Below are 22225 nucleotides of genomic sequence, written 5' to 3' on the forward strand. Positions count from 1 at the left end.
GGACCACGTCGCCCGGGCGGCCCCTCGAACCGCCGGTCGACGGGCGTGCGGGCCCGTCCCGGCGGAGCGCCGTGCCCCGTCACGGGCCCGGCCTGGTCCGCCTGGGTCCGGCACGGCCCTCCCGAAGCGGCCGCAGGGCGTACAGCTGCAACGACACGCCCTGCGGCCGCTTCCGCACACCCGCTTCCGGCCGCTACGGCCGTTTCGCCCGGCGGGTTCCGTCGGCGTACCCGTTGAGACAAGAGTCACCAGCCCCGTCAGGTCCCTTGGGAACCGGACCGGGTCGGGCTACGGTCGTAGGAGTGGACGCGCACACGCGCCGCCACCGGACACATGAACGAGCAGGCGGGTTGCCCACCCACCGTGTGCTCCCGATAGCATCCACCGGGACAGCAAGCCGTCCCTCTATTACCGATCCCGCGGTGGCCCCCGTCCAGCGGCCATGATCCCCCGCGACAAAGGTCTTCGATGCCCATCAGCCCGTCCCCTCACACCTCCGTCACGGACCGCGATGCCCTCGCAGCCCCGACGGCCGGTCGGCGACCCCGCGTGACCATCGCGCGCGGAGCCACCCCCTGGTTCGTCCCCACCCTCGCCACGGCCGCCGTGACCACCGCCCTCACCCGGCGCAGCGGCAAGTGGGCCCTGGCGGCGGTACCCGCCTGCGCGCTCAGCGCGGGCATGCTGTGGTTCTTCCGCGACCCCGAGCGTGAGATCGGCACGGGCAGAGTGATCTCCCCCGCCGACGGCGTGGTGCAGAGCATCGACGCCTGGCCGGACGGTCGCACCCGGGTCGCGATCTTCATGAGCCCGCTGAACGTCCACGTCAACCGCGCGCCCCTGCCGGGCACGGTGACGTCGGTCGAGCACGTCGCGGGCGGCTTCGTCCCCGCGTTCAACAAGGACAGCGACCAGAACGAGCGGGTCGTCTGGCACTTCGACACCGAGCTCGGCGACATTGAGATGGTCCAGATCGCGGGGGCCGTGGCCCGCCGCATCGTGCCGTACGTGGACGCCGGAACCAAGGTCGAGCAGGGCGACCGGATCGGTCTGATCCGGTTCGGGTCCCGGGTCGACACCTACCTGCCGGCCGGCGTCGAGGTCGGCGTCGAGGTCGGCCAGAAGACCACAGCCGGGGTGACGCGCCTTGACCGTGACTGATCCTGAAACAATCGTCGGCCTGGACGACGAGGAGACGGCCCTGCGCCGCCGCCGCTGGGCGCGCGACCGCGAGCTGCGCGCCCCGCGCTCTCCTCAGCACCTGTCCACCGCCGACTTCCTGACCCTGGGGAACGCCGTCTGCGGCTTCCTGGCGATCTACTCGATCACCACCGGGGTCCTGGTCCCGCACATCACCAACCCGGACGCCGCTCCGGACCGGCACAGCGCCGCCACCGCGGTGACGCTGCTGCTGATCGGCTCGATGTGCGACCTCTTCGACGGCCTGGTGGCGCGCAAGCTGCGCTCCTCCGCCCTCGGAGCGGAACTGGACAACCTGGCGGACCTGATCAGCTTCGGCATCGCGCCGGCCTACTTCGTCGCGGTCTGGGGCATGGTCTCCCAGGGGTCCAACACCAAGCTGTCGGCGCTCATCGCGATCACGGTGCTGCTCGCGGTGGTCCTGCGGCTGGCCCGCTTCTCGGCCGTCAAGATGCGGCCAGGGGTGTTCCAGGGCATGCCCTGCCCGATGGGCGCGATGACGGTGATCGCCATCGTGCTGCTCGACCCGCCGTTCCTGCCCGGTCTGCTCGCCATCTTCGGCGCCGCGTACCTGATGGTCAGCCGGATCGAGTACCCGAAGCCGCAGGGGCTGCTGGCCACCGCCACGCTCTGCTGGATCGTGGTCTCCATCGGCTGCCTGGCCGCCTGGGCCACCGGCCTGCCCGGTGGCGACAACCTGATGCACGTCGGCGCGTTCGCCCAGATCACGCTCGCCGCGATGGCGCCGCTGCTGGTCATCCGCCGCAAGGTGGGACAGAAGGTCGGCGACGTCCGCGCTCGGCGGGCTGAGTCTCGGATCGGCTGATTCCCCGCAAAAGTCATAAGAGTCAGGGCCCGGAACCTGTTGGTTCCGGGCCCTGACTCTTATGACTTTTCACGACACTCGACCGCCTCGGGTGCGGCCACCCAAGACGCGGTCGGTGCTGACGACGACGTGAACGACGGAGGCGCGGTCGGTGCTGACGACGGAGCCGCCGTCGCCGTGGACGACGAACTCCATCTCAAATGTCATAAAAATCAGGCGCCACCGGTGTGCACGCTGAACGCCGAACGACGGGCCGCCCGGGCCACGCCCGGGTCCGGGTGCACGCCCGAGACCGCTGTCAGCACCGAGGCCGCCCGCGGGTGCCCGGACTGCCGGGCCCGGGCGAACAGCCGCACCGGGTCGCCCGCCGAGGCGCCCTCGACGTGGCCCACCAGCAACTCGGTCTCCCCGTGGTCGAGCACCGCGGCCGCGGTGTCCACCCAGAGCCAGGCCGCGTCCTCCGCGCCCAGCACGTCCGCCGGGGAGACGCCCTCGTCCGCGCGCTCCGCCAGCCACAGCAGCGCGTAGGGGCGCAGCACCGGCGCGTCCACGGCCGCGCGCACCGCCTGCTCGGCCGGCCCTCCGGCCACCCGCAGCGCCTCGAAGGCCAGGCCACGCACCAGCGCGTCGTCGCCCCGGGCGGCCTCCAGCAGCTCGCCCACCGCGCGGTCCGCCGGACGGGCCGCGACCCAGGCGCGGAACTCGGCGCGGGCCGGGCCCGGCGAGTAGTCGGCGCAGGCGTTCAGCAGCTCGAAGGCGCTCTGCTCGATGTGCCCGGCCGCAGTCTGGGCGACCGTGCAGATCTCCTCCAGCTTGGCCCGCACCGCCCAGTGGCCGAGCGGCGACAGCTCCGCGGCATCGTTCCTGCGTACCAGGGCGCCGACCGCCGCCAGGCCGTCCAGCATCCAGTCCAGGACGGCGGCCACGTCCGAGGGCGCGGCCGGGGTGTCGATCTGCGGCGCGCGGCAGGTGCCGCGGACGGCGGAGACGGCCGAGGCCGCGTGCGGCACCGGCGACAGGCCCGGCCCGCCGAGCCCCGCGCCGACCCGGCGCTCGTCCAGCCCGCGGCGCAGCAGCTCCAGCAGCTCGCTCTCGGCGACCGGGCCGTCCACCAGGTGCAGGAAGGAGAGCAGCTGCGGAGCCTGGTCCACGGCCTGCCCGGCGAGTACGGCGAACACGCCGCGCAGCGCGGCGGGCGGCACCGGGGCGAGCAGGGTCCAGGCGTCGAACAGCGCCGACCAGCCACGCACCACGGCCTCGTCGTCGTGCTCCCAGGCGTGCAGGCGCCAGCCGGGGCCGGCTCCGCCGTCCCGGGCCTCGACCAGACCCACCAGCAGCGCCTGCCCCCATGCCTTGGCGGCGGCGCCGACCGTCATGGCCAGCGCCCGGCCCGCCGCACGGGCGTCCTCCGGGAGCAGCTCGCCACGCTTGTCGACCTCGGCCAGCTCGCCGGCCCAGCGGGCGACCCGGACGGCGTCCACCAGCATCCGGCGGGCCAGCGGCGCCAGCTCGGCGGGTGCCGGGAAGCCCTCCGGCACGGGAACCCGACCTCGCCCGGGAGCCGGAGCCGGCCCCCGTCGCCGGGGTACTCCGTTACGGGGGACACCCGCCCCGCCCGGCCTGCCACCGGCGGGCCGTTGGGCCGTTCCGGGGAGACGGGTCACCGTCGCACCGGTACCGATCGTCGGCGGGAGCGGGGCATCACGGTCGCGCGGGTTCCGAGACGTCACGTCGAGCAGTCTTCCCCTTGTACCGGCCTTCTGTCACATCCGGTTGTCCGTACGACCGGGCGAGCGGCGGTGGCACCTCCGCAAGATCGGGCAACAGCGGCAAACCGCCTGGCCGGAAACGTATGGCCTGCCCATGCCATCCCGGGCGCCCCGGTTGCCGGGAATACTCGACCGGTCACCGTGCGTACGGGTGGGGGGTAAGGGTCCGGGCCAACTATTGCCCCTGGCGACGCGCCGGATTTCGCACGGGCAATCCCCTCCCCCGGCTTCCGGCCGGGCTGTCCAGCCCGAATCCGGACGGATGGCGGGCGGGGGCGGGGGGATCGTGCTGCACGAGAAGTCGGACAGGCCGACTTCTCGTGCGCGCTCGACGTAATGGCAGGAACGTTCATTCGTGGACGGGGGGAAGCTGAGCGGAAAAACCGACGGGACCCGGCCGAACGCGCCCGCGCGGAGAGGGGGGCTCACGCGGAACGGCTCGTACGGCAGGACTCGCGCGGAAAGGCTCGCACGGAAAGGCTCGCGCGGAAGGCGGCTAGAGCAACGGAGTGAGCCACCGGCGGAGCAGTTCGGTGTAGCGCTCGGGGGCGCTGTTCCAGAGGGTCGCGTGGTCGGCGCCGGGGAAGGCCTGGAGGCTGACCACGTCGCGGCGGGCGGCGGCCAGCTTCTCGGCGGCGCCGAAGGGGGCTATCCGGTCCTCGGGGCTGTGCAGGAGGAGGGTGGGCACCCGCAGGTCGGCGCCCTCGGCGATGCGGCCGAAGTCGGCGAGGTCGACGCCGGTCCGGCCCTCGGCGGCGAGGGCGCCGAGCTCCGCCGCGACGCCCGGGAAGCCGGAGCGGGCGGCGTCCCGGCGGGCGGAGGCCGGGAGGTCGAGCACGGGTGAGTCGAGGACCAGGCCCCGGACGGCGTGCGACCAGGCGGAGCGGGCCGCCGTGTGGAGGACCATGGTCGCGCCGAGGGACCAGCCGTAGAGGATCACCGTGCCGGCGCCGCTGTCCAGCGCCAGCCGTATCGCCGCCTCGACGTCGCGCCACTCGGTCTCGCCGAAGTGGCTGAGCCCGTCCGGGGAGGCGGGGGCGCCCCGGTCGCCGCGGTAGGTGACGGCGAGGGCGGGCAGGCCGAGCCGGTCGAGGACGGGGAGCACCGGGAGGGTCTGCCGACGGTCGGCCTCGGGACCGTGCACCAGGATCACCCAGGTGCCGCGTTTGCCGTCGAGTTGCCAGGCGGGAAGGGCGCCGAGCTCACCGTCGACGGCTATGTCGGCGAAGGCGAGGCCGAGCGCCTCGGTGGGGTCGCCGAGGTGGACCCGCGGGGTGAAGCGGACCTCGGTGCCGGGGGTGAGGGTGCCCCGGTCGGCGCGGACCAGCCGGCGGGTGACCTCCTGCTCGTCACTGTGCAGGATCTCCTCGACGACCGCGTGCCCGCCGTCCGCCCACTCGACCGCCCAGCGGCCGGGGCGCAGGCTCCCGGGGCCGCGGGTGAAGGTGATCCGGCCGGGGGCGAGGCCGCGGACCACGACCGGAGCGGACTCCTGAACGGTGGTCACCGGACGGACCATCCGCTCGGAGGCCCGACGGCCGATCACCAGCACGGCGGCCCCGACCGCGGCGGCCGCCACGACGGCTGCGGTTCCCCAACGCATTTCGCTCCCCGCTCTCCTGCCTCACGGCCCGGACGGTGTTCGGGCACCAGTTCACCGGCGCCCCGCCCGCCCGGCCACCGGACTGGGCCGTCCGGGTCACCCGGGCGGCGGCCCGGCCCTGCCGAGGAGCCGGCGACCCTGGCGCTGCCGAGGTGGCGCCGGGGACGGGTGGTGAGGACGGCGGGCCCCGGGAAGGCGAAGGCCGAGGACGAGGGCAGCGGCAGGCCCCGTCCTCGGCCCGCAGCGCCGGCCGGTCCCACGGGGCGTCAGCGGCGTCCGCGTGTGACCAACCCCTCCGTGACCTCGGTTGACTCCCGGTTCGGGCCCGTGATGGGATCCTGGGGCCAAACGGAGGCATGGAGAGGAAGCCGGTGGAAGTCCGGCGCGGTCCCGCCACTGTCACCGGGGAGCACGCTCGGAACATCGCCACGGCGGGCCGTCGACGGCCGCTGGAAGGCTCCGAGGGTGCGTTCGACCCGGAAGCCAGGAGACTCTCGCCGCCGTCACGTCGATCCAGGGCGCGGACCCTGAGTGAGGACACGCACGCGATGCAGGCTGCCCCGCCCTGCCCGACCCCGAGCTGCCCTCCGCCGTGCGACCGATGACCCCGCCCGCGCCTTCCCCTTCCGTGCGCCCGCTGACCCGCGCCGCCGCGTTCGCGCTCGGCGCCGTCGCGGGCTACGCCGCCGACGCCCGTTTCGCCGACCCCCGCCGGGGCCACCCGGTGGCCGTCTTCGGCAGCGCCGCGACCCGGCTGGAGCGGCGGCTGTGGCGCGACGGCCGAGCCGCCGGGGCCGGGTACACGGCGCTGTGCGTGGGCGCGGTCGCGGCGGGCGCGCTCGCCCTGGACCGTACGGTGGGCCGGCGCCCGCTGGGCCGGGCGGCGCTGGCGGCGGCCGCGACCTGGACGGTGCTCGGCGGCACCTCGCTGACCCGGGAGGCGCGCACCATCGGCCGCTCGCTGGCGGCGGGCGACCTCACGGCCGCGCGGGAACGGCTGCCGCACCTGTGCGGGCGGGATCCGAGCGCGCTGGACGGGCAGCAGATCGCCCGGGCGGTGGTCGAGTCGGTGGCGGAGAACACCGCCGACGCCGTGGTCAACGCGCTGACCTGGGGCGCTCTGGCCGGCACGCCCGGCCTGCTCGCCTTCCGCGCCGTGAACACCCTGGACGCCATGGTGGGCCACCGCTCGCCGCGCTACGCCCGGTTCGGCTGGGCCTCGGCCCGGCTGGACGACCTGGCGGGCTGGCCGGGCGCCCGGCTGACGGCGCTGCTGACGGTGGCCGCCGCGCCCGAGCCGCGGACGGCCTGGCGGGTCTGGCGGCGCGACGGCTCCGCGCACCCGAGCCCGAACGCGGGCCAGGCCGAGTCGGCGTTCGCCGGCGCGGTGGGCGTCCGGTTGGGCGGGACGCTGCGGTACGGCGAGCGCGTGGAGAACCGGCCGGTACTGGGTGCGGAGCTGCGGCCGGTGACGGTGGACGACATCGAGCGGGCCTGCGCGCTCTCCCGGCGGGTGGGCGCGCTGGCGCTGGGTACGACGGTCGCGGGGCACGTCCTGCTGCGGGTGCTGGCGAAACGGCTGCTGACGGAACGGGTGCCCGCGGAACGGGTGCCGGCGAAGCGACTGCTGCCGAGGATGAGGGGACGGGGATGAGCAACGCACTGCTGGTCGCGGGGACGACCTCGGACGCGGGCAAGAGCGTGGTGACGGCCGGGATCTGCCGTTGGCTCGCCCGCCAGGGCGTGCGGGTCGCGCCGTTCAAGGCGCAGAACATGTCGCTGAACTCCTTCGTCACCTCCGACGGCGCCGAGATCGGCCGCGCCCAGGCGATGCAGGCGCAGGCCGCCAGGGTGGAGCCGGAGGCGGCGATGAACCCGGTGCTGCTCAAGCCGGGCGCGGACGGCCGCAGCCAGGTGGTGCTGCTCGGCAGGCCGGTGGCCGAGGTGGGCGCGCTGGACTACCGCGAGCGCAAGCCCGTCCTGCTGGAGCGCTCCCTGGAGTGCCTGGCCGACCTGCGCCGCCGCTACGACGTGGTGGTCTGCGAGGGCGCGGGCTCGCCCGCCGAGATCAACCTGCGCGACCGCGACATCGCCAACATGGGCCTGGCCACGGCCGCCGCCCTGCCGGTGGTGGTGGTCGGGGACATCGACCGGGGCGGGGTCTTCGCGGCGATGTACGGGACGCTGGCGCTGCTGTCGGCGGAGGACCAGCGGCACGTGGCGGGCTGGTTCGTCAACAAGTTCCGCGGCGACGCGCGCCTGCTGGCACCCGGGCTGGACATGCTGCGCGAGCTGACCGGCCGTCCGGTGCTGGGCACGCTGCCGATGCTGCCCGGGCTCTGGCTGGACGCCGAGGACTCGCTGGACCTGTCCACGGTGGTGGACCGGGCGGACGGGCCCGGGCCGCTCGGCGCGGACGTGCTGCGGGTGGCCGTGGTGCGCTTCCCCCGGCTGTCCAACTTCACCGACGTGGACGCGCTCGCGCAGGAGCCGGGTGTGCTGGTGCGCTGGGCGACCAGGCCGGAGGAGCTGGCCGACGCCGACCTGGTGGTGCTGCCCGGCACCCGGGCCACCGTCGCGGACCTCGCCTGGTTGCGCGAGCGCGCCCTGGAGCCGGCCCTGCGGGCGCGGGCGGCGGCCGGCCTGCCGGTCCTCGGGGTCTGCGGCGGCTACCAGATGCTGGCGCACTCGATCGTGGACGAGGTCGAGTCGAAGGCGGGCGCCGTCGAGGGCCTCGGGCTGCTGCCGACGCACGTGCGGTTCGGCGCCGAGAAGGTGCTGGCCCGCCCGGTCGGCGAGGCGTACGGGCAGCGGGTCGAGGGCTACGAGATCCACCACGGAGTCGTGACGGTCGAGGGCGGGGACGCCTTCCTGGACGGCTGCCGGGTGGGCGCGGTCTGGGGCACGACCTGGCACGGCGCGCTGGAGAACGACGGATTCCGTCGCGAACTCCTGCGCGAGGTCGCCGAGTTGTCCGGGCGGGCGTTCGTCCCGGCGCCGGACACCTCCTTCGCCGCGGCGCGCGAGGCCCGGCTGGACCGGCTGGGCGACCTGATCGAGGAGCACGCGGACACCGACGCGCTGTGGAAGCTGATCGAGGGCGGGGTGCCGGCGGCCGGATCGCTGCCGTTCCTCCCGCCCGGGGCCCCTGGGAGTGACGCATGACCGACGTCCGCTATCCGTTCACCGCGATCGTCGGCATGGCCGACCTGCGGCTCGGGCTGCTGCTGAACGCGGTCTCCCCGGCCGTGGGCGGCGTGCTGGTGCGCGGCGAGAAGGGCACCGCGAAGTCGACCATGGTGCGCGCGCTGGCCGGCCTGTTGCCGTCCATCGCCACCGTGGACGACTGCCGCTTCGCCTGTGACCCGGCCGCACCCGACCCGCAGTGCCCGGACGGGCCGCACGCCGCCCCGTCCGCGTCCGAACGGCCTTCCCAACTGGTCGAGTTGCCGGTCGGCGTGACCGAGGACCGGATCGTCGGCTCGCTGGACCTGGAGCGGGCGCTGGCCGAGGGCGTCAAGGCGTACGAGCCCGGGCTGCTCGCCAGGGCGCACCGCGGCGTGCTGTACATCGACGAGGTGAACCTGCTCCAGGACCACGTGGTGGACCTGCTGCTGGACGCCGCCGCGATGGGGCGCTCGTACGTCGAGCGCGAGGGCGTGTCGGTGCGGCACGCGGCCCGGTTCCTGCTGGTCGGCACCATGAACCCGGAGGAGGGCGAGCTGCGGCCGCAGCTGCTCGACCGGTTCGGCCTGACCGTCGAGATCGCCGCCACCCGGGACCCGGTCGAGCGCGCCGAGGTGGTCCGCCGCCGGCTCGCCTACGACGCGGACCCGGCAGGCTTCGCCGCGCGGTTCGCCGCGGAGGAGCGGGCGCTCGCCGAACGCATCACCACGGCCCGGGAGTTGTTGCCCGCGGTCGAGCTCACCGATGTGGCGCTGCGTCAGATCACCGCCGTGTGCGCCGCGTTCGAGGTGGACGGACTGCGCGCGGACATCGTGATGGCCCGCACCGCCGTCGCGCTGGCCGCCTGGGACGGGCGCACCGAGGTGCTGGAGGAGGACGTCCGACGGGCCGCCCGGCTGGCGCTGCCGCACCGGCGCCGCCGCAACCCCTTCGACGCGCCGGGGCTGGACGAGGAACAGCTGGACCGCACCCTGGAGGAGCACTCCCGGCAGGACGACCCGGAGCCCGAGGGCGACGGGCCCGGCCCGGACGGCGACGGCGGGCCGGACGGGGGGCCGGAGGACGGCGGCCCCGACGGCGGACCCGACGGCGGCGGCCCTGACGGCGGCGGCGCACCCGAGCCGTCCGACGGCGACCCCGAGGCGTCCGCGCCCGAAGCGTCCGCTCCCGAGACGCCCGCCACCGAGGGCGCCGACGCGCCCGCGCAGCCGCCCGTACCGGCCCAACACCCGACCCCCGCACGGGAGTCGGCGCCGGTCGCAGCCGGGGACCCGTACCGGACCAGGCTCTTCACCGTCAAGGGCACCGGGCACGGCGCCCAGGGCCGCCGCTCCCCCGCCGAGACCACCGGCGGGCACACCATCCGCGCCCGCCGCCCGCAGGGCGCGCTCGCCCGGCTGCACCTGACCGCGACCCTCCAGGCCGCCGCGCCGCACCAGGCGGCGCGCGGGCGCAGCGGGCGGGCGCTGCTGCTGCGCAAGGACGACTTCCGCGAACAGGTGCGCCAGGGGCGGGAGTCCAACCTGGTGCTGTTCGTGGTGGACGCCTCCGGCTCGATGGCCGCCCGGCAGCGGATGACCGCCGTCAAGGGCGCGGTGCTGTCGCTGCTGATGGACGCCTACCAGCGCCGCGACAAGATCGGCATGATCACCTTCCGGGGTGCGGGCGCCGAGTTGGCGCTGCCGCCCACCTCCTCGGTGGAGGTCGGCGCGGCCCGGCTGGAGTCGCTGCCCACCGGCGGACGGACCCCGCTGGCCGCCGGCCTGCTGCGGGCGCACGAGGTGCTGCGGGTGGAGCGGCTGCGCGATCCGGACCGGCGCCCGCTGCTGGTCGTGGTGACCGACGGCCGGGCCACCGGCGGGCGGGACGCGCTGGCGCAGTCCCAGCGCGCGGCCGCGCTGTTCGCGGCGCAGGGCACGGCGAGCGTGGTGCTGGACTGCGAGTCCGGCCCGGTCCGCCTGGGCCTGGCCCGTACCCTGGCCGGGCTGCTCGGCGGCACCACCGTCAGCCTGGACGAACTGCGCCCCGAGGGCGTCGCCTCGCTCGTCCGCGAGAACCGCTCCACGAGCCGGCCCACGAGCCGGTCCGAGAACCGTTCCACGAACCACTCCGCGAACCGCTCCGCGAACCGCGCGACCACCACGATGCGAAAGGCGGCCTGAGCCGACATGCCCAAGGGTGTCCCCGAGAGCGTCCCCGACGACGGCCTGACGACGCGCCAGCGCCGCACCCAGCCGATCACCGCCGTGCACACCGGCCCGGGCAAGGGCAAGTCCACGGCCGCGTTCGGCATGGCACTGCGGGCCTGGAACCAGGGCTGGTCGGTCGGGGTGTTCCAGTTCGTGAAGTCCGCCAAGTGGAAGGTCGGCGAGGAGAACGCGCTGCGCGTGCTCGGCGCCTCCGGCGAGGGCGGCACCGTCGACTGGCACAAGATGGGCTCCGGCTGGTCCTGGATCCAGCGCTCCGCCGAGCAGGAGATGTCCAGCGAGGAGGCGGCCAAGGAGGGCTGGGAGCAGGTCAAGCGGGACCTCGCGGCCGAGACCTACCGCTTCTACGTGCTGGACGAGTTCACCTACCCGATGCACTGGGGGTGGATCGACCCGGAGGAGGTGGTGTCCGTGCTCGAGAACCGCCCGGGCAGCCAGCACGTCGTCATCACCGGCCGGTACGCGCCCGAGGCGCTGACCGGATTCGCCGACCTGGTCACCGAGATGACCAAGGTCAAGCACCCCATGGACGCCGGCCGCAAGGGCCAGCGCGGCATCGAGTGGTAGACCGTTGAACACCGCCCCCGGCACCGCCCCCCGCACCGTTCCCCGCCTCGTGGTCGCCGCGCCCTCCTCGGGCGCCGGCAAGACCACCGTCGCCACCGGCCTGATCGCGGCACTCGCCGCGCGCGGGCTGGCGGTGTCGCCGCACAAGGTCGGCCCCGACTACATCGACCCGGGCTACCACGCGCTCGCCGCCGGACGCCCGGGCCGCAACCTGGACGCCTTCCTGTGCGGGCCGGAGCGGATCGCGCCGCTGTTTCTGCACGGCGCGGCGGGGGCGGACGTCGCGGTGGTCGAGGGGGTCATGGGCCTGTTCGACGGGGCCTCCGGGCGCGGCGAGCTGGCGTCGACGGCGCACGTCGCCAAGCTGCTGCGGGCACCGGTGGTGCTGGTGGTCGACGGCTCCTCGCAGTCCCGCTCGGTGGCCGCGCTGGTGCACGGCTTCGCCTCCTGGGACCCGCAGGTGCGGCTCGCCGGGGTGATCCTCAACCGGGTCGCCTCCGACCGGCACGAACAACTCCTGCGCGAGGCGCTGGAGGAGGGCTCCGGCGTGCCGGTGCTGGGCGCGCTGCGCCGCTCGGCGGCGGTCGCCACGCCGTCCCGCCACCTCGGACTGATCCCCGCGGTGGAACGCTCGGCCGAGGCCCTCAAGGCGGTCGCCGACATGGGTGAACTGGTGGCCTCCTCGGTCGACTTGGACGCCCTGCTCGAACTCGCCCGGACCGCACCGGACTTGGACGCCGAGCCATGGGACCCGTCGGCCGAGGTCGCCCCGGTGGCCGGCCGGCCGCGGATCGCGGTGGCGGGCGGCGCGGCCTTCTCCTTCTCGTACGCCGAGAACGCCGAACTGCTCGGCGCGGCGGGCGCGGAGGTGGTCCCGTTCGACCCGCTGCACGCCTCGGCCCTGCCCGAGGGGACGGCCGGCCTGGTGGTCGGCGGCGGCTTCCCGGAGCTGTACGTCCGCGAGCTGAGCGGCAACGCCCCGCTGCGCGACGCCATCGCCGCGTTCGCCGCCGCGGGCGGGCCGATCGCCGCCGAGTGCGCCGGACTGCTCTACCTGGGGCGGGAGTTGGACGGCCTGCCGATGTGCGGCGTACTGGCCGCCGACGCCCGGATGACCGAACGGCTCACCCTCGGTTACCGGGAGGCGGTCGCCCTGCACGACTCCCCCCTCGCCCCGGCCGGCACCCGGGTGCGCGGCCACGAGTTCCACCGCACCGTCTGCGAGCCCGGCGCGGGCGAACTCCCCGCCTGGGGCTGGCGCCTGCCGACCGGCCCCCGCACCGAGGGCTTCGCCGGCGGCAACGTGCACGCCTCCTACCTGCACCTGCACTGGGCGGGCGCACCGGCGCTGGCGTCCTCCTTCACGGCCGCGGCGGCGGCCTTCGCGACGGGGGCCGCTACGGCGGGTGCGACCTTCGGCGGATAGCGCCGCGGCGGGTGCGCCCCCGCGCCCCCGGCGGATAACGCCGCGACACCGTGCCTGTCCGGGCCTAGGCTGCGCGCATGCATGTGATCGTCCTCAACGGCGGGTCCAGTTCCGGCAAGTCGAGCATCGCGCGGTGTCTGCAGGAGCTGCTGCCGGAGCCCTGGCTGCACCTCGGAGCGGACACCATGGTCGAGGCACTGCCACCCTCGCTGCGCAGCGGCGGCGAGGGGATCGGCGGGCTGGAGGGCGGGGACGGGACGGTCGAGGTCGGACCGGCGTTCGCCGCGCTGGACGCCGCCTGGACGGTCGGGGTGGCGGCGATGGCCCGGGCCGGGGCCCGGATCGTGGTGGACGAGGTGTTCCTCGGCGGCGCGGCTTCACAGGCCCGCTGGCGGGCGGCGCTGAAGGGCCTGGACGTGCTCTGGGTCGGGGTGCGCTGCGATCCCGCGGTGGCGGCGCGGCGGGAGGCCGCACGCGGCGACCGGGTGGCCGGGATGGCCGCCGCGCAGGCAAAGGCGGTGCACCTGGGGGTCGCGTACGACCTGGTGGTGGACAGCTCTCGGGCGGCCGTGGCGGACTGTGCCCGGGCCGTGGCGGCACGGGTGGCGGCCGCCGGCTCGTCGGACGCGCCGGCGGACGGGCGGGCCGGCACCCCCGCGTAGGGCCGCGGGCTACTCCCGGTCGAGCAGCGCGGAGAGGTAGGACGCCGCCTCGTCGCGCAGTTCCTCCGGCGACGGGACGTGCCAGTGCCCGCTGCCCGCCGTCGCGTTGAACAGGACGCCGTCGCACCAGCGGATCAGGCGCCGGGCGTCCGCCGTCGGGTCGGCCGAGCCGCTCCGGGCGAGCAGCGCGGCGGCGATGTCGGCGAAGCGCCCGCCCAACCGGTCGTAGACGGCGCGCAGTTCGGGCCGCCGGGTGGCCTCCAGGGCGAGTTCCAGACGGGCCAGGGTGAGCCGGCGGCCGGTGGTGAGCGCCTGGTGCAGCAGGTCGGCGCCGACCCGGACGAGGAGGTCCCGCGCGGAGGCGGGGGTGGGCGACGCCGCGGCGGAGGGCTCCACGGTGAGGACCGGGTGGTCCTCGGTCTCCCGCTCGACGATCCGGGTGAGCGCGAGCTCCAGCAGGGCGGCCCTGGTCCGGGCGAGGTTGGAGGTCGAGCCTGAGGGCAGTCCGGCCTCCTCGTCCACGGCGCGGTGGGTCAGCCCGCGCAGGCCGCGTTCGGCGATCAGGGTGATGGCGGCGTCGGCGATCAGGGTGGGGCGCGGGGGCGTCATGGGTCCGATCATGGCCTCTCTCCTCGGACGATCCCAAACCACTACAGCAGTAGTTCCCGGCGGACTACATCTGTAGTACGGTACTGGCAGACGCACACTACGGACGTAGTGCGAGGAGAGGAGCCCTCCCATGGGCAGCCCACAGGCCAGTCGGCAGGCGATCGTCATCGGCGGCGGCATCGGCGGTCTCGCCGCCGCCCTCGCCCTCCACCGCCGGGGCGTCCCGGTCCGCGTCCACGAGCGCGCCGACTCCCTCGAACCCGTCGGCGCCGGGCTCGCCCTGGCCCCCAACGCCCTGCGCTCCCTCGACCGGCTCGGTGTCGGCGAGCGCCTGCGCGCCCTCGCCACCCCGCACCCCGCCATCGGGCTGCGCCACCCCTCCGGCCGCTGGCTGGCCCGCACCAGCACCACGGCGTTCGAGGCCTACTTCGGCGACACCATCGCCGCCGTCGCCCGCGCCGACGTCATCGACGCCCTGGTCGACGCGCTCCCGGAGGGCACCGTCCGCACCGGCTCGCCCGCCACCCTCGTCACCCCCGGCGGCCCCACCGAGCCCGCCGTCGTCCGCACCACCGACGGAGAGGAGACGGCCGACCTGGTCGTCGCCGCCGACGGCATCCGCTCCGCGACCCGGAGCCGGCTCTTCCCCCGACACCCCGGCCCCCGCTACAGCGGCTTCACCACCTGGCGCACCGTCGTCACCCCCGACCACCGCCCGGCCGCCGCCGGCGAGGTGTGGGGCCGCGGGTGCCTCGCCGGGATCGTCCCGCTCGCCGACGGGCGGGTCTACGTCTACGGCGCCGCCCTCGCCCCGGCCGGCGAGCGGGCCGCCGACGGGGACGAGCGGGCCGAACTCCTGCGCCGGTACGGCGACTGGTGCGCCCCGGTGCCGCAGCTGTTCGCGCTGGCCGAGCCCGAGCGCGTCCTGCGCCACGACGTCTGGGACCTCGCCGACCCGCTGCCCGCCCACCACCACGGCCGGGTCGCCCTCCTCGGCGACGCCGCCCACGCGATGTGCCCCTTCCAGGGCCAGGGTGCCTGCCAGGCCATCGAGGACGCCGTCGTCCTCGCCTCCCTGCTCACCCCCGGTCCCGACCCGGCCGCCGCCCTGCCCGCCTACACCGCCGCCCGGCTCCCCCGCACCACCGCCGTGGTGGCCGGCTCCCGCCGCATCGGCGACCTCGTCGCCCTCCACTCCCCCGCGGCCACCGGCCTGCGCACCGCCGCCCTCACCCTCGCCGGTCTCCTCCCCGCCCGCGCCCTGCTGAGCCGCTCGGCCCCGACGTACGGCTGGCAGCCGCCGGCCCTGGGCGAGACGGGGTGAGGGGGCGGGCCGTCCCGGACCTGAGGAGCGCGCACACCACGGGCGTGCGGCGTCGGGGCCGGGTTCGGAGGCTACGCGTCGGTGTCCTTCGGGTGCCGGGGCGAGGCGTAGACGAGGTGGACGGTGCGGGCCGCCTCGTCCACGACATACCGCACCCGGCCACCGGCGGTCACCTCGTACTCCCACTGCGGCAGCCCGGCACCCCCGAAGGCCCGGGTCGCCAGGCGCCCCCGAAGCCGGTGCTGACGGTCGGGGTCCCGCCCCGACAACGGGTTCGCCCGGAGCGCCTCGAAGCAGCGACGGGTATTGCCGGGCGCTTCGGCACACAGGTCGCCCCAACCCTTGGCAGCCTCGCTCGTGCCGAACCGAAGGCGCCACTCACCGCCGACGGGTGGCGGCGGAACGTCGTCGCCACGCTTGGGGCTCACGGCTCGATCACCTCGCCGTGATCGTCGCCGGGCAGGGGCCCAGTGAGCTCAGCCGTCAGTTCCGGATCCGCGAGGACTCTGGCCGTGGCACGCCATTCGGCTATCACCCGGTGCAGACCGGCATGCACGTCCAGCTCGACGACGTCACGGGTCACGTCGACGAGGTCGACGACGAACTCGCGAACCTCCTCGGCTGACAGGTGCCTGGTCCAGGGGAAGACCGCAGGAAGCGCCAGCAGCACGGCCCGCGCGCCTTCGTCGCTGCTGATCAGCGCGGCGAACAGGCGCGCCGTGACATCCGCGGTCTCCTCGCGCTGACGGTCATGGCGCGCGGTGGTGAGGTACAGGTCCTCGCCGTCCCGCCGCGTGACGTGCACGCGCTGGGCCCGCTCCACAGTGTCCGCGACACGCTTGGAGTTCTTCGACAGCTCTGAGAACGCCACGGTGAGAGTCGACATGGCTCGACGGTAGTTCGGAACACATTCCGAAGTCAATCGCGACGGGGTCACCAGGCCGCGCGTGTCGGTGGGTGTTGCGATGATGCGTGCCATGGGTGACTCCGGCCGACGGGCCATTGCCGAGTACTGGGACGCGGCCGCCGCGGCCTTCGACCAGGAGCCCGACCACGGGTTGCGGGCGGGGCCGGTACGGGCGGCGTGGGTGCGGCGGGTGCGGGGGTGGGTGCCGGGTGGGCCGGCGGACGTGCTGGACGTCGGGTGCGGCACCGGGTCGCTGGCGCTGCTGCTCGCGGCGGACGGGCACCGGGTCACGGGGGTGGACCTGGCGCCGCGGATGGTCGGGCGGGCCAGGGCGAAGCTGGTCGCGGCGGGGCTGACGGCGCGTTTCCTGGTGGGCGACGCGGGCGCGCCGCCGCTCCGGGACGGAAGCTTCGACGTCCTGCTGTCGCGCCACCTGCTCTGGACGCTCCCCGAGCCCGAGCGGGCGTTGCGCGCCTGGGTGCGACTGCTGCGGCCCGGCGGCCGGCTGGTCCTGGTCGAGGGCCGCTGGCGCGAGGCCGGGCGGGCCGCCGACGTCCCGCCGCCGTACCCGGCCGGTGCGGGGCGGCTGCCGTGGGGCGGCGGGGTCGGGGTGGAGGAACTCGCCACGGCCGTCCGGCCGTTGGTGTCCGAGCTGCGGGTCGAGCCGCTCGCCGGGGAGGCCGAGCTGTGGGGTGGCCCGGTGGACGACGAGCGGTACGCGCTGGTCGCGCGACGTTGAGCGGCCTGCGGGGCGTCCGCGTCAGGCGCGCCTGCCGAAGGTGCCGTTGAGCGGGTCGGACCGGTGGCAGGCGGCGCAGCGCAGCCGGGTGTAGATCGCCACCGCGCCCATGAAGACGTCCTCGCGTCCGTCGGCCGGGGACGCGGAGGAGGCGGGCTCCCCGCAGTCCAGGCAGACGCGGCGCGGCCGGGCGGCGATCGAGCAGGCGCGGCAGACCAGGTGGGTCGGGTGTTCCGCGTGCACGACGACGGGCTGCGGGCCGCCGTACAGCAGGTGGTCGCACCACGTGCAGGACTCGTCCCGCTGCGACGCCAGCATCCGGGCCCGGGTCTCCTGCTGCCACTTCGCGGCCTTCTGCACCGGCACCCTGACCGGCGGCCCCCACCCGGAGGCGGTGAGCCACTGGGCGCCCTCGGCCCCGGCGGCCCGCAGCTGGTCGTCGACGGCGATGTCCCTGGGGGTCTTCTTCTTCATCGGGGCCTCTCCTCCGGTGGGCTTCCGCAGGGGATAACGCGGTCGGGACGCGCCTGGACACGCCGCCCGGCGCGCGGCCCCGTCGGTGCGGCCCGTTTGTGCAGCCCCGGCGGCCCAGGCGGGGCCGACTCGGACGGCCCGATCCGGACAGCGGCCCGACTGGGACGGCGGCCCGATTCAGAGGAGCGGCTCGGTGTCCCCGTGGGCGATGAGGAGCTTGCGCAGCAGGGTGTCGAGCCGGGTGCGCTCCTCCGCGTCGAGGGCGGAGAGGATGCGCTCCTCGTTGTCGACGTGGCCGGCCAGGGCGCCGTCGATCAGCTCCTTGCCCGCCGGGGTGAGGCGGACCAGGACGGCGCGGCGGTCGCTCGGGCAGGGGTTGCGTTCGACCAGGCCCTTGGCGGACAGCCGGTCGACGCGGTTGGTGATGGCCCCGGAGGTGACCATCGCGGACTTGAGCAGCGCGCGGGCGTTGAGCTCGTACGGCTCGCCGGAGCGGCGCAGGGTGGCCAGCACGTCGAACTCGGAGGAGTCCAGGCCGCAGACGGTGAAGTACTCGCGCAGGGCGTTGTCGACCCGGACGTTGAGCCGTCGCAGCCGGCCGATCAGGGCCATCGGCCCGGCGTCCAGGTCGGGGCGGGCCCGGGCCCACTGCTCGACGATGTCGTCCACGGTGTCGCGCTGCTGCATGTCCGCCGCCCTCCCGGAGCCGTCTGTCCGCGACCGCCCGAGGCCGTCCGGACCCGTCTGTCCAACCTGGATATCTTAACATTCACATACTTGACGTTCACCGATCCCGGGCGTAGAAAGTATCTCAACGTTCAGATAATCAACGTTCAGGGGGAAGCCATGGCCGTCATGGACCGCAAGCGCGCGGGGATCGCCGTCACCGCCGCACTCGCCCCGGCCGCATGGGGCACCACCTACCTCGTCACCACCCAGCTGCTGCCCGAGGGCCGCCCGCTGCTGCTCGCCGCGCTCCGCGCGCTCCCTGCCGGGCTGCTCCTGCTGCTGATCGGCCGCCGACTTCCCAAGGGGCGCTGGTGGGGGCGCGCGGCCGTACTCGGGATGCTCAACATCGGGCTGTTCTTCCCGCTGATGTTCGTCGGCGCCTACCGCCTGCCCGGCGGCGTCGCCGCCACCATCGGGGCGATCCAGCCGCTGCTCGTCGCCGGGTTCTCGATCGGCGTGCTGCGGGTGCGGCCCGGACGGCGGGCGGTGGTCGCCGGACTGGTCGGGGTCGGCGGAGTGGCCCTGCTGGTGCTCAAGAGCGGCGCCCGGCTGGACGGCGTCGGCATCGCCGCGATGGTCGCCGGCATCTCGCTGATGGCCATGGGTACCGTCCTGACCCGCCGCTGGGGCCGCCCCGAGGGCGCCACCCTGCTCGACCTCACCGCCTGGCAGCTCCTGGCCGGCTCGGTCTTCCTCGTCCCGCTCGCCGCCCTGGTCGAGGGCGCGCCGCCCGCGCTGAGCGCCACCAACCTGGCCGGCTTCGCCTACCTCGGCCTGTTCGGCACCGCGCTCGGCTACTTCCTCTGGTTCCGCGGCATCGAGCACCTCGGCGCCGGCCCGGCCTCCTTCCTCGGCCTGATCAACCCGGTCGTCGCCACCCTCGGCGGCCTCCTCGTCCTCGGCCAGACCCTCACCCCCTGGCAGCTCCTCGGCCTCCTCCTCGCTCTCGCCGCCATGCTCGTCGGCCAGGCCCCCGCCCGCCGCACGCCGGCCCCGACGCCCGCTCCCACTCCCACTCCCACCGCGGCGCCTCTTGCCCCCACACCCGACCCCACACCGGCCACCACCCGCTGAGCACGCCACTCCGAACACCTGCCGGGTACCCACCCGCAGGCGTTCGGCCGTTCCCGGCTTCTCGGCCCCGCCCGGTCTCCACATCGAGGGCGTATGGCGCCGCCACGCGGGTAGGGGGCCGTTGACCCGACCCAACCAGAGCGGGAGAAAAGGGGATTGCCCGATGGCCGATTCCGACGGATTGCGTTCCGCGATCGCCGCACAGGTCGAAGGATTCGCAACGGCCGGCGGTGCAGGCGTGCGCAGCGTCCTGGTCAAGACGCTCGACGGCCTCCGACTCACCGTCGCCCACCGTGCGGACCAGGTGCTCCCCTCGGCGAGCCTGGCCAAGATGATCCTCGGGGTCGCCCTCTTCGACTCGGCCGAACGCGGCGAGCTCGACCCCGACGAACGCGTCCGGGTCGGAACCCTCCCGGGCACGATGTACCCGAGCGTGCTCCAGGCCCTCGATCCCGACTCGACCGTCACCGTACGGGAGTTGTGCGGGTTCGCCTTGGTGACCAGCGACAATCCGGCAGCCGAACACGTGCGCACCGTTCTGGGCCAGGAGCGGATCGACGCCACGGTCAAGGCTGTCGGGCTGCACAGCACGTCCTTCCCCGCCGGGTTCTCCGAACGGGAACTCGGTCCGCTCGGCCGGGCCAACGTCACCACTGCCGAGGACATGCTGCGGCTGGTCGAGCACATCGACCGGACGCCGCACCTGGAGCCGGTCCGGCGCTACCTGGTCAACTACCTGCGAAACGACCGGATTCCGTCCCGGCTGGACGACGATGTCCCGGTCCGGCACAAGACCGGGAGCCTGCGCGGCATCGTGAACGACGCGGGCATCGTCCTGCATCCCGCGAACCGCATCGCCATGGTCTTTCTGACCGAGGGACAGACGGATAACGTTCGTACGGCACAGGAGATCGGGGAGGTCTCCGAACGGATCGTCCGGATCATCGCAGAGGGGTCGGCGCTCTGACGCGGCCCGCGGGGGTGGCGTGTGGCCGTGTCTCGTGAACGACAACTGCGCAAGATCCTCGCGCTGGTCAACACCCTCGCACTGATGGTGGGGCTGGTGTGTGTCGTGACTGCGGCACTGATAACCCACCAGCAGGTCCTCGCCACCGTCCTCAGCCTCATCGGCGGCGCCTTCGTGTCGGCGGCGGCCGTCACCCTGGCGATCGGATCCCTCACCGTACGGGAAACCACGGAGCAGGTGGACAGCGCCGTACTCCGCGGTATGCAGGACGTCCTCGGCCCGGTGCGCGACCCGCTCTTCGCCGGAGCGCTGTCCGCCTACCGCTACGACTGTCTGCTCTCGCCCGCACCGGGCGGTGACGCCCACCCCGATTACCTCTACCAGAGCTTCCGGATCTCCTACCGGATCGACGCCCTGCCCGGGACGGTGACGATAGCCTGCCTCGCCTCCAACGACGACGCAGGCCTGGACGGCTTCACTGGGCCCGAGTGCCTGCTCCGCTGGATGATCGACGACAACCTGGATCCCGACGACCCCGAAGTCTTCACGGTCGGCGCGGTCCGGGTCGACAACCGGGACCTGGACCGCGCGTCCGCCACGCACGAGGACATCGTCGGCGGGCGCGCCAGGATCGAACACTTCTCGGTACCGCGCGAGGCCCAGAGCACCGCGGGCCATCTGGTGGAGCTGAGCGTCACAGCCCGCAAGTTCGTGGGCAACGACCGACGGATCCGCATCCAGGCCCAGGTGTTCCGCCATGTCACCGATGCCGAGTACCGGCTCACCGTCGACCCGGCACTCCGGCCGACCCGCCTGAGCGTGAACGCGTCGGAGATCAGCGCGCTCGGCGCCGCCCATGGCGCCAGCGTCCGGGCCACCTTTCCCGCGCCGTTCAACAACACTGCCGGACTGATCCAACTCCCGTTCCCGCTCCAGCCGGGCAGCGTCATGGCCTTCACCATCGACCGGGACGTGGCCTGACCCACCCCGGCGGGGGGTCAGCCGGTGGCGCGGATGTAGATGTCGGCGGCGCCGGGCAGGCCGCCGGGGATGGTGGCGACGTAGATGCGGCGGGCGGTGGGGGTGCGGGTGGGGACGGCGGAGGGGCTGGGGGTGGGGGCGGGGGTCCAGGTCGGGGTGGGGGTCGGGATCGGGGCCGGGTCGTCGGAGGTGGGCTCGTCGGGGGTGGGCTCGTCAGGGGCCGGGGTGGCGGCGGGGGCGACGGCCGCGGTCGGGTCGGCGGCGGGGTCCGCGGGGGCGGCGAGAGGGTCCGCCCGGTTTCCCGCGGTGCCGGCGGTGCCGCCCGGGCTGCCGGGGTCGGCCTCCGGCGACGGGCCCTCGGTGGCTGTGGAGGCGGAGGCGGACGGCGTGGCGGCGGGCAGCAGCGGGGAGGCGGGGAGTTCCGGGGCCTCGGCCGGTTCGTCGCCGCCGAGGGCGGCGACCAGGTCGGCCGGGAGCCGCGAGGCCGGGCCGGGTGAGGGGAGGTCGTAGGCGCTGAGGAAGTCGCCGAGGCCGGGGGCCCTGCCACCGCCGAGGCGGTAGTGCAGGTAGGCGACCGGGGCGCCGTCGGAGGTGTGGGTGTAGACGGCGCCGACCGGGACGTAGAAGCGGCCGACCCCGGGGTGCTGGGACGGGTGGAGGCCGGCCAGGCGTTCGGCGCGGTCGCGGTCGGTCTCGCGGCCGGCGCTGCCGGCGGTGAGCGCGTTGACGCCGCGCACCACGAGGGCGGCGGCGACGGACACGCAGAGCACCAGCCCGACGGCGACGGTGCGCCGTAGGACCGGGCGGCCGTGCAGGGCGGGCCAGGAGTCGGTCACCATGCGCTCGGGTGGGATGCCGTCCACGGTTGTCTCGCTCCCCCGTTCGATCAGAACGCTCGATCAGGACGTCTGATCAGGGCATTCGTTCAATATGCCCGATCAGGGACGTCACACTCTGCTCGACGTGGGACCGTAG

22 protein-coding genes and 1 riboswitch are annotated in these 22225 nt (G+C 74.9%); of the genes, 13 read left to right on the plus strand and 9 right to left on the minus strand.

Going from position 1 to position 22225, the window contains the following annotated elements; all coding sequences use genetic code 11:
- Window positions 1-468 precede the first annotated feature (468 nt).
- Window positions 469-1161: a phosphatidylserine decarboxylase gene (locus ACGF0D_RS04645; RefSeq protein WP_224280704.1), complete on the plus strand. Its 693-nt coding sequence runs from the start codon at window positions 469-471 to the stop codon at window positions 1159-1161.
- Entirely contained in the window at window positions 1148-2026 is an 879-nt protein-coding gene (locus tag ACGF0D_RS04650; protein WP_392913973.1) for a CDP-alcohol phosphatidyltransferase family protein, read from the plus strand. Before ACGF0D_RS04645 ends, ACGF0D_RS04650 begins: the two co-directional genes overlap by 14 nt.
- A 69-nt stretch (window positions 2027-2095) precedes the next feature.
- On the opposite strand, the gene ACGF0D_RS04655 is transcribed toward ACGF0D_RS04650, so the two are convergent.
- The 3 genes from ACGF0D_RS04655 to ACGF0D_RS04665 form a co-directional block, all read right to left on the minus strand.
- Window positions 2096-2221 (minus strand): hypothetical protein, encoded by a 126-nt coding sequence (locus ACGF0D_RS04655; protein ID WP_392913974.1) that lies wholly within the window; start codon window positions 2219-2221, stop codon window positions 2096-2098.
- A gap of 17 nt (window positions 2222-2238) precedes the next feature.
- Window positions 2239-3564: a hypothetical protein gene (locus ACGF0D_RS04660; RefSeq protein WP_392878342.1), complete on the minus strand. Its 1326-nt coding sequence runs from the start codon at window positions 3562-3564 to the stop codon at window positions 2239-2241.
- 727 nt (window positions 3565-4291) lie between these two features.
- Complete coding sequence (locus ACGF0D_RS04665; protein ID WP_392913975.1) at window positions 4292-5398, minus strand: alpha/beta hydrolase; 1107 nt, start codon at window positions 5396-5398, stop codon at window positions 4292-4294.
- Window positions 5399-5758: 360 nt separating this feature from the next.
- Window positions 5759-5892, plus strand: a riboswitch (cobalamin riboswitch).
- Window positions 5893-6026: 134 nt separating this feature from the next.
- On the opposite strand from ACGF0D_RS04665, the gene ACGF0D_RS04670 reads away from it, so the two are divergent.
- The 6 genes from ACGF0D_RS04670 (at window position 6027) to cpt (ending at window position 13446) form a co-directional block, all read left to right on the plus strand.
- On the plus strand, window positions 6027-7052 hold the full coding sequence (locus ACGF0D_RS04670) for a cobalamin biosynthesis protein (protein ID WP_392878345.1): 1026 nt from the start codon (window positions 6027-6029) through the stop codon (window positions 7050-7052).
- A complete protein-coding gene (locus tag ACGF0D_RS04675) occupies window positions 7049-8563 on the plus strand; it encodes a cobyric acid synthase (protein ID WP_392913976.1) in 1515 nt (504 codons plus the stop codon). The genes ACGF0D_RS04670 and ACGF0D_RS04675 overlap by 4 nt, the downstream gene beginning before the upstream one ends.
- The gene (locus ACGF0D_RS04680) at window positions 8560-10746 is read left to right on the plus strand and encodes a putative cobaltochelatase (RefSeq protein ID WP_392913977.1); all 2187 of its coding nucleotides are present in this window, start codon (window positions 8560-8562) and stop codon (window positions 10744-10746) included. Before ACGF0D_RS04675 ends, ACGF0D_RS04680 begins: the two co-directional genes overlap by 4 nt.
- A 6-nt stretch (window positions 10747-10752) precedes the next feature.
- On the plus strand, window positions 10753-11358 hold the full coding sequence (gene cobO / locus ACGF0D_RS04685; protein WP_392878351.1) for a cob(I)yrinic acid a,c-diamide adenosyltransferase: 606 nt from the start codon (window positions 10753-10755) through the stop codon (window positions 11356-11358).
- Between the two features lie 4 nt (window positions 11359-11362).
- Window positions 11363-12784: a cobyrinate a,c-diamide synthase gene (locus ACGF0D_RS04690; protein WP_392913978.1), complete on the plus strand. Its 1422-nt coding sequence runs from the start codon at window positions 11363-11365 to the stop codon at window positions 12782-12784.
- An 83-nt stretch (window positions 12785-12867) separates the two neighbouring features.
- A complete protein-coding gene (gene cpt, locus ACGF0D_RS04695) occupies window positions 12868-13446 on the plus strand; it encodes a chloramphenicol phosphotransferase CPT (RefSeq protein WP_392914090.1) in 579 nt (192 codons plus the stop codon).
- A gap of 9 nt (window positions 13447-13455) precedes the next feature.
- Here the strand turns inward: cpt and ACGF0D_RS04700 are convergent, their stop codons facing one another.
- On the minus strand, window positions 13456-14067 hold the full coding sequence (locus tag ACGF0D_RS04700) for a TetR/AcrR family transcriptional regulator (RefSeq protein ID WP_392913979.1): 612 nt from the start codon (window positions 14065-14067) through the stop codon (window positions 13456-13458).
- 118 nt (window positions 14068-14185) lie between these two features.
- On the opposite strand from ACGF0D_RS04700, the gene ACGF0D_RS04705 reads away from it, so the two are divergent.
- Window positions 14186-15379, plus strand: coding sequence for an FAD-dependent monooxygenase (locus tag ACGF0D_RS04705; protein WP_392913980.1), 1194 nt, complete (start codon window positions 14186-14188; stop codon window positions 15377-15379).
- 71 nt (window positions 15380-15450) lie between these two features.
- Here ACGF0D_RS04705 and ACGF0D_RS04710 read toward each other — a convergent pair whose 3' ends face one another.
- Together ACGF0D_RS04710 and ACGF0D_RS04715 are read right to left on the minus strand one after the other, a co-directional pair.
- The gene (locus tag ACGF0D_RS04710) at window positions 15451-15807 is read right to left on the minus strand and encodes a hypothetical protein (RefSeq protein WP_392913981.1); all 357 of its coding nucleotides are present in this window, start codon (window positions 15805-15807) and stop codon (window positions 15451-15453) included.
- Window positions 15804-16358 (minus strand): prevent-host-death family protein, encoded by a 555-nt coding sequence (locus ACGF0D_RS04715; protein WP_392913982.1) that lies wholly within the window; start codon window positions 16356-16358, stop codon window positions 15804-15806. The genes ACGF0D_RS04710 and ACGF0D_RS04715 overlap by 4 nt, the downstream gene beginning before the upstream one ends.
- Here ACGF0D_RS04715 and ACGF0D_RS04720 point away from each other — a divergent pair.
- Window positions 16357-17025 (plus strand): class I SAM-dependent methyltransferase, encoded by a 669-nt coding sequence (locus ACGF0D_RS04720; RefSeq protein ID WP_392913983.1) that lies wholly within the window; start codon window positions 16357-16359, stop codon window positions 17023-17025. The genes ACGF0D_RS04715 and ACGF0D_RS04720 overlap by 2 nt on opposite strands.
- Window positions 17026-17046: 21 nt before the next feature.
- Here ACGF0D_RS04720 and ACGF0D_RS04725 read toward each other — a convergent pair whose 3' ends face one another.
- Together ACGF0D_RS04725 and ACGF0D_RS04730 are read right to left on the minus strand one after the other, a co-directional pair.
- Window positions 17047-17499, minus strand: coding sequence for a hypothetical protein (locus tag ACGF0D_RS04725; protein WP_392878362.1), 453 nt, complete (start codon window positions 17497-17499; stop codon window positions 17047-17049).
- A 177-nt stretch (window positions 17500-17676) separates the two neighbouring features.
- The gene (locus ACGF0D_RS04730; RefSeq protein WP_392878364.1) at window positions 17677-18186 is read right to left on the minus strand and encodes a MarR family winged helix-turn-helix transcriptional regulator; all 510 of its coding nucleotides are present in this window, start codon (window positions 18184-18186) and stop codon (window positions 17677-17679) included.
- 168 nt (window positions 18187-18354) lie between these two features.
- On the opposite strand from ACGF0D_RS04730, the gene ACGF0D_RS04735 reads away from it, so the two are divergent.
- The 3 genes from ACGF0D_RS04735 (at window position 18355) to ACGF0D_RS04745 (ending at window position 21250) form a co-directional block, all read left to right on the plus strand.
- Window positions 18355-19302 carry an EamA family transporter gene (locus ACGF0D_RS04735; RefSeq protein WP_392914091.1) on the plus strand — a complete coding sequence of 316 codons (948 nt, stop codon included), beginning with the start codon at window positions 18355-18357 and terminating at the stop codon, window positions 19300-19302.
- Between the two features lie 163 nt (window positions 19303-19465).
- Window positions 19466-20269, plus strand: a complete 804-nt coding sequence (locus ACGF0D_RS04740) for a serine hydrolase (RefSeq protein ID WP_392913984.1) — start codon at window positions 19466-19468, stop codon at window positions 20267-20269.
- Between the two features lie 27 nt (window positions 20270-20296).
- Window positions 20297-21250, plus strand: coding sequence for a hypothetical protein (locus tag ACGF0D_RS04745; protein WP_392878368.1), 954 nt, complete (start codon window positions 20297-20299; stop codon window positions 21248-21250).
- Between the two features lie 17 nt (window positions 21251-21267).
- Here ACGF0D_RS04745 and ACGF0D_RS04750 read toward each other — a convergent pair whose 3' ends face one another.
- On the minus strand, window positions 21268-22113 hold the full coding sequence (locus ACGF0D_RS04750) for a hypothetical protein (RefSeq protein ID WP_392913985.1): 846 nt from the start codon (window positions 22111-22113) through the stop codon (window positions 21268-21270).
- Between the last annotated feature and the right edge of the window lie 112 nt (window positions 22114-22225).

This window comes from Kitasatospora sp. NPDC048298 (genome assembly GCF_043201465.1).
GTDB lineage: Bacteria > Actinomycetota > Actinomycetes > Streptomycetales > Streptomycetaceae > Kitasatospora.

Excerpts from the sequence above, each read along its gene's own strand:
- ACGF0D_RS04735 (WP_392914091.1), top strand. The coding sequence starts at position 18,355 with ATGGACCGCAAGCGCGCGGGGATCGCCGTCACCGCCGCACTCGCCCCG.
- ACGF0D_RS04720 (WP_392913983.1), top strand. The coding sequence starts at position 16,357 with ATGGGTGACTCCGGCCGACGGGCCATTGCCGAGTACTGGGACGCGGCC.
- ACGF0D_RS04700 (WP_392913979.1), bottom strand. The coding sequence starts at position 14,067 with ATGATCGGACCCATGACGCCCCCGCGCCCCACCCTGATCGCCGACGCC.
- ACGF0D_RS04665 (WP_392913975.1), bottom strand. The coding sequence starts at position 5,398 with ATGCGTTGGGGAACCGCAGCCGTCGTGGCGGCCGCCGCGGTCGGGGCC.
- ACGF0D_RS04725 (WP_392878362.1), bottom strand. The coding sequence starts at position 17,499 with ATGAAGAAGAAGACCCCCAGGGACATCGCCGTCGACGACCAGCTGCGG.
- ACGF0D_RS04730 (WP_392878364.1), bottom strand. The coding sequence starts at position 18,186 with ATGCAGCAGCGCGACACCGTGGACGACATCGTCGAGCAGTGGGCCCGG.
- ACGF0D_RS04705 (WP_392913980.1), top strand. The coding sequence starts at position 14,186 with ATGGGCAGCCCACAGGCCAGTCGGCAGGCGATCGTCATCGGCGGCGGC.
- ACGF0D_RS04715 (WP_392913982.1), bottom strand. The coding sequence starts at position 16,358 with ATGGCACGCATCATCGCAACACCCACCGACACGCGCGGCCTGGTGACC.
- ACGF0D_RS04740 (WP_392913984.1), top strand. The coding sequence starts at position 19,466 with ATGGCCGATTCCGACGGATTGCGTTCCGCGATCGCCGCACAGGTCGAA.
- ACGF0D_RS04680 (WP_392913977.1), top strand. The coding sequence starts at position 8,560 with ATGACCGACGTCCGCTATCCGTTCACCGCGATCGTCGGCATGGCCGAC.
- ACGF0D_RS04645 (WP_224280704.1), top strand. The coding sequence starts at position 469 with ATGCCCATCAGCCCGTCCCCTCACACCTCCGTCACGGACCGCGATGCC.
- cobO (WP_392878351.1), top strand. The coding sequence starts at position 10,753 with ATGCCCAAGGGTGTCCCCGAGAGCGTCCCCGACGACGGCCTGACGACG.
- ACGF0D_RS04675 (WP_392913976.1), top strand. The coding sequence starts at position 7,049 with ATGAGCAACGCACTGCTGGTCGCGGGGACGACCTCGGACGCGGGCAAG.
- ACGF0D_RS04655 (WP_392913974.1), bottom strand. The coding sequence starts at position 2,221 with ATGGAGTTCGTCGTCCACGGCGACGGCGGCTCCGTCGTCAGCACCGAC.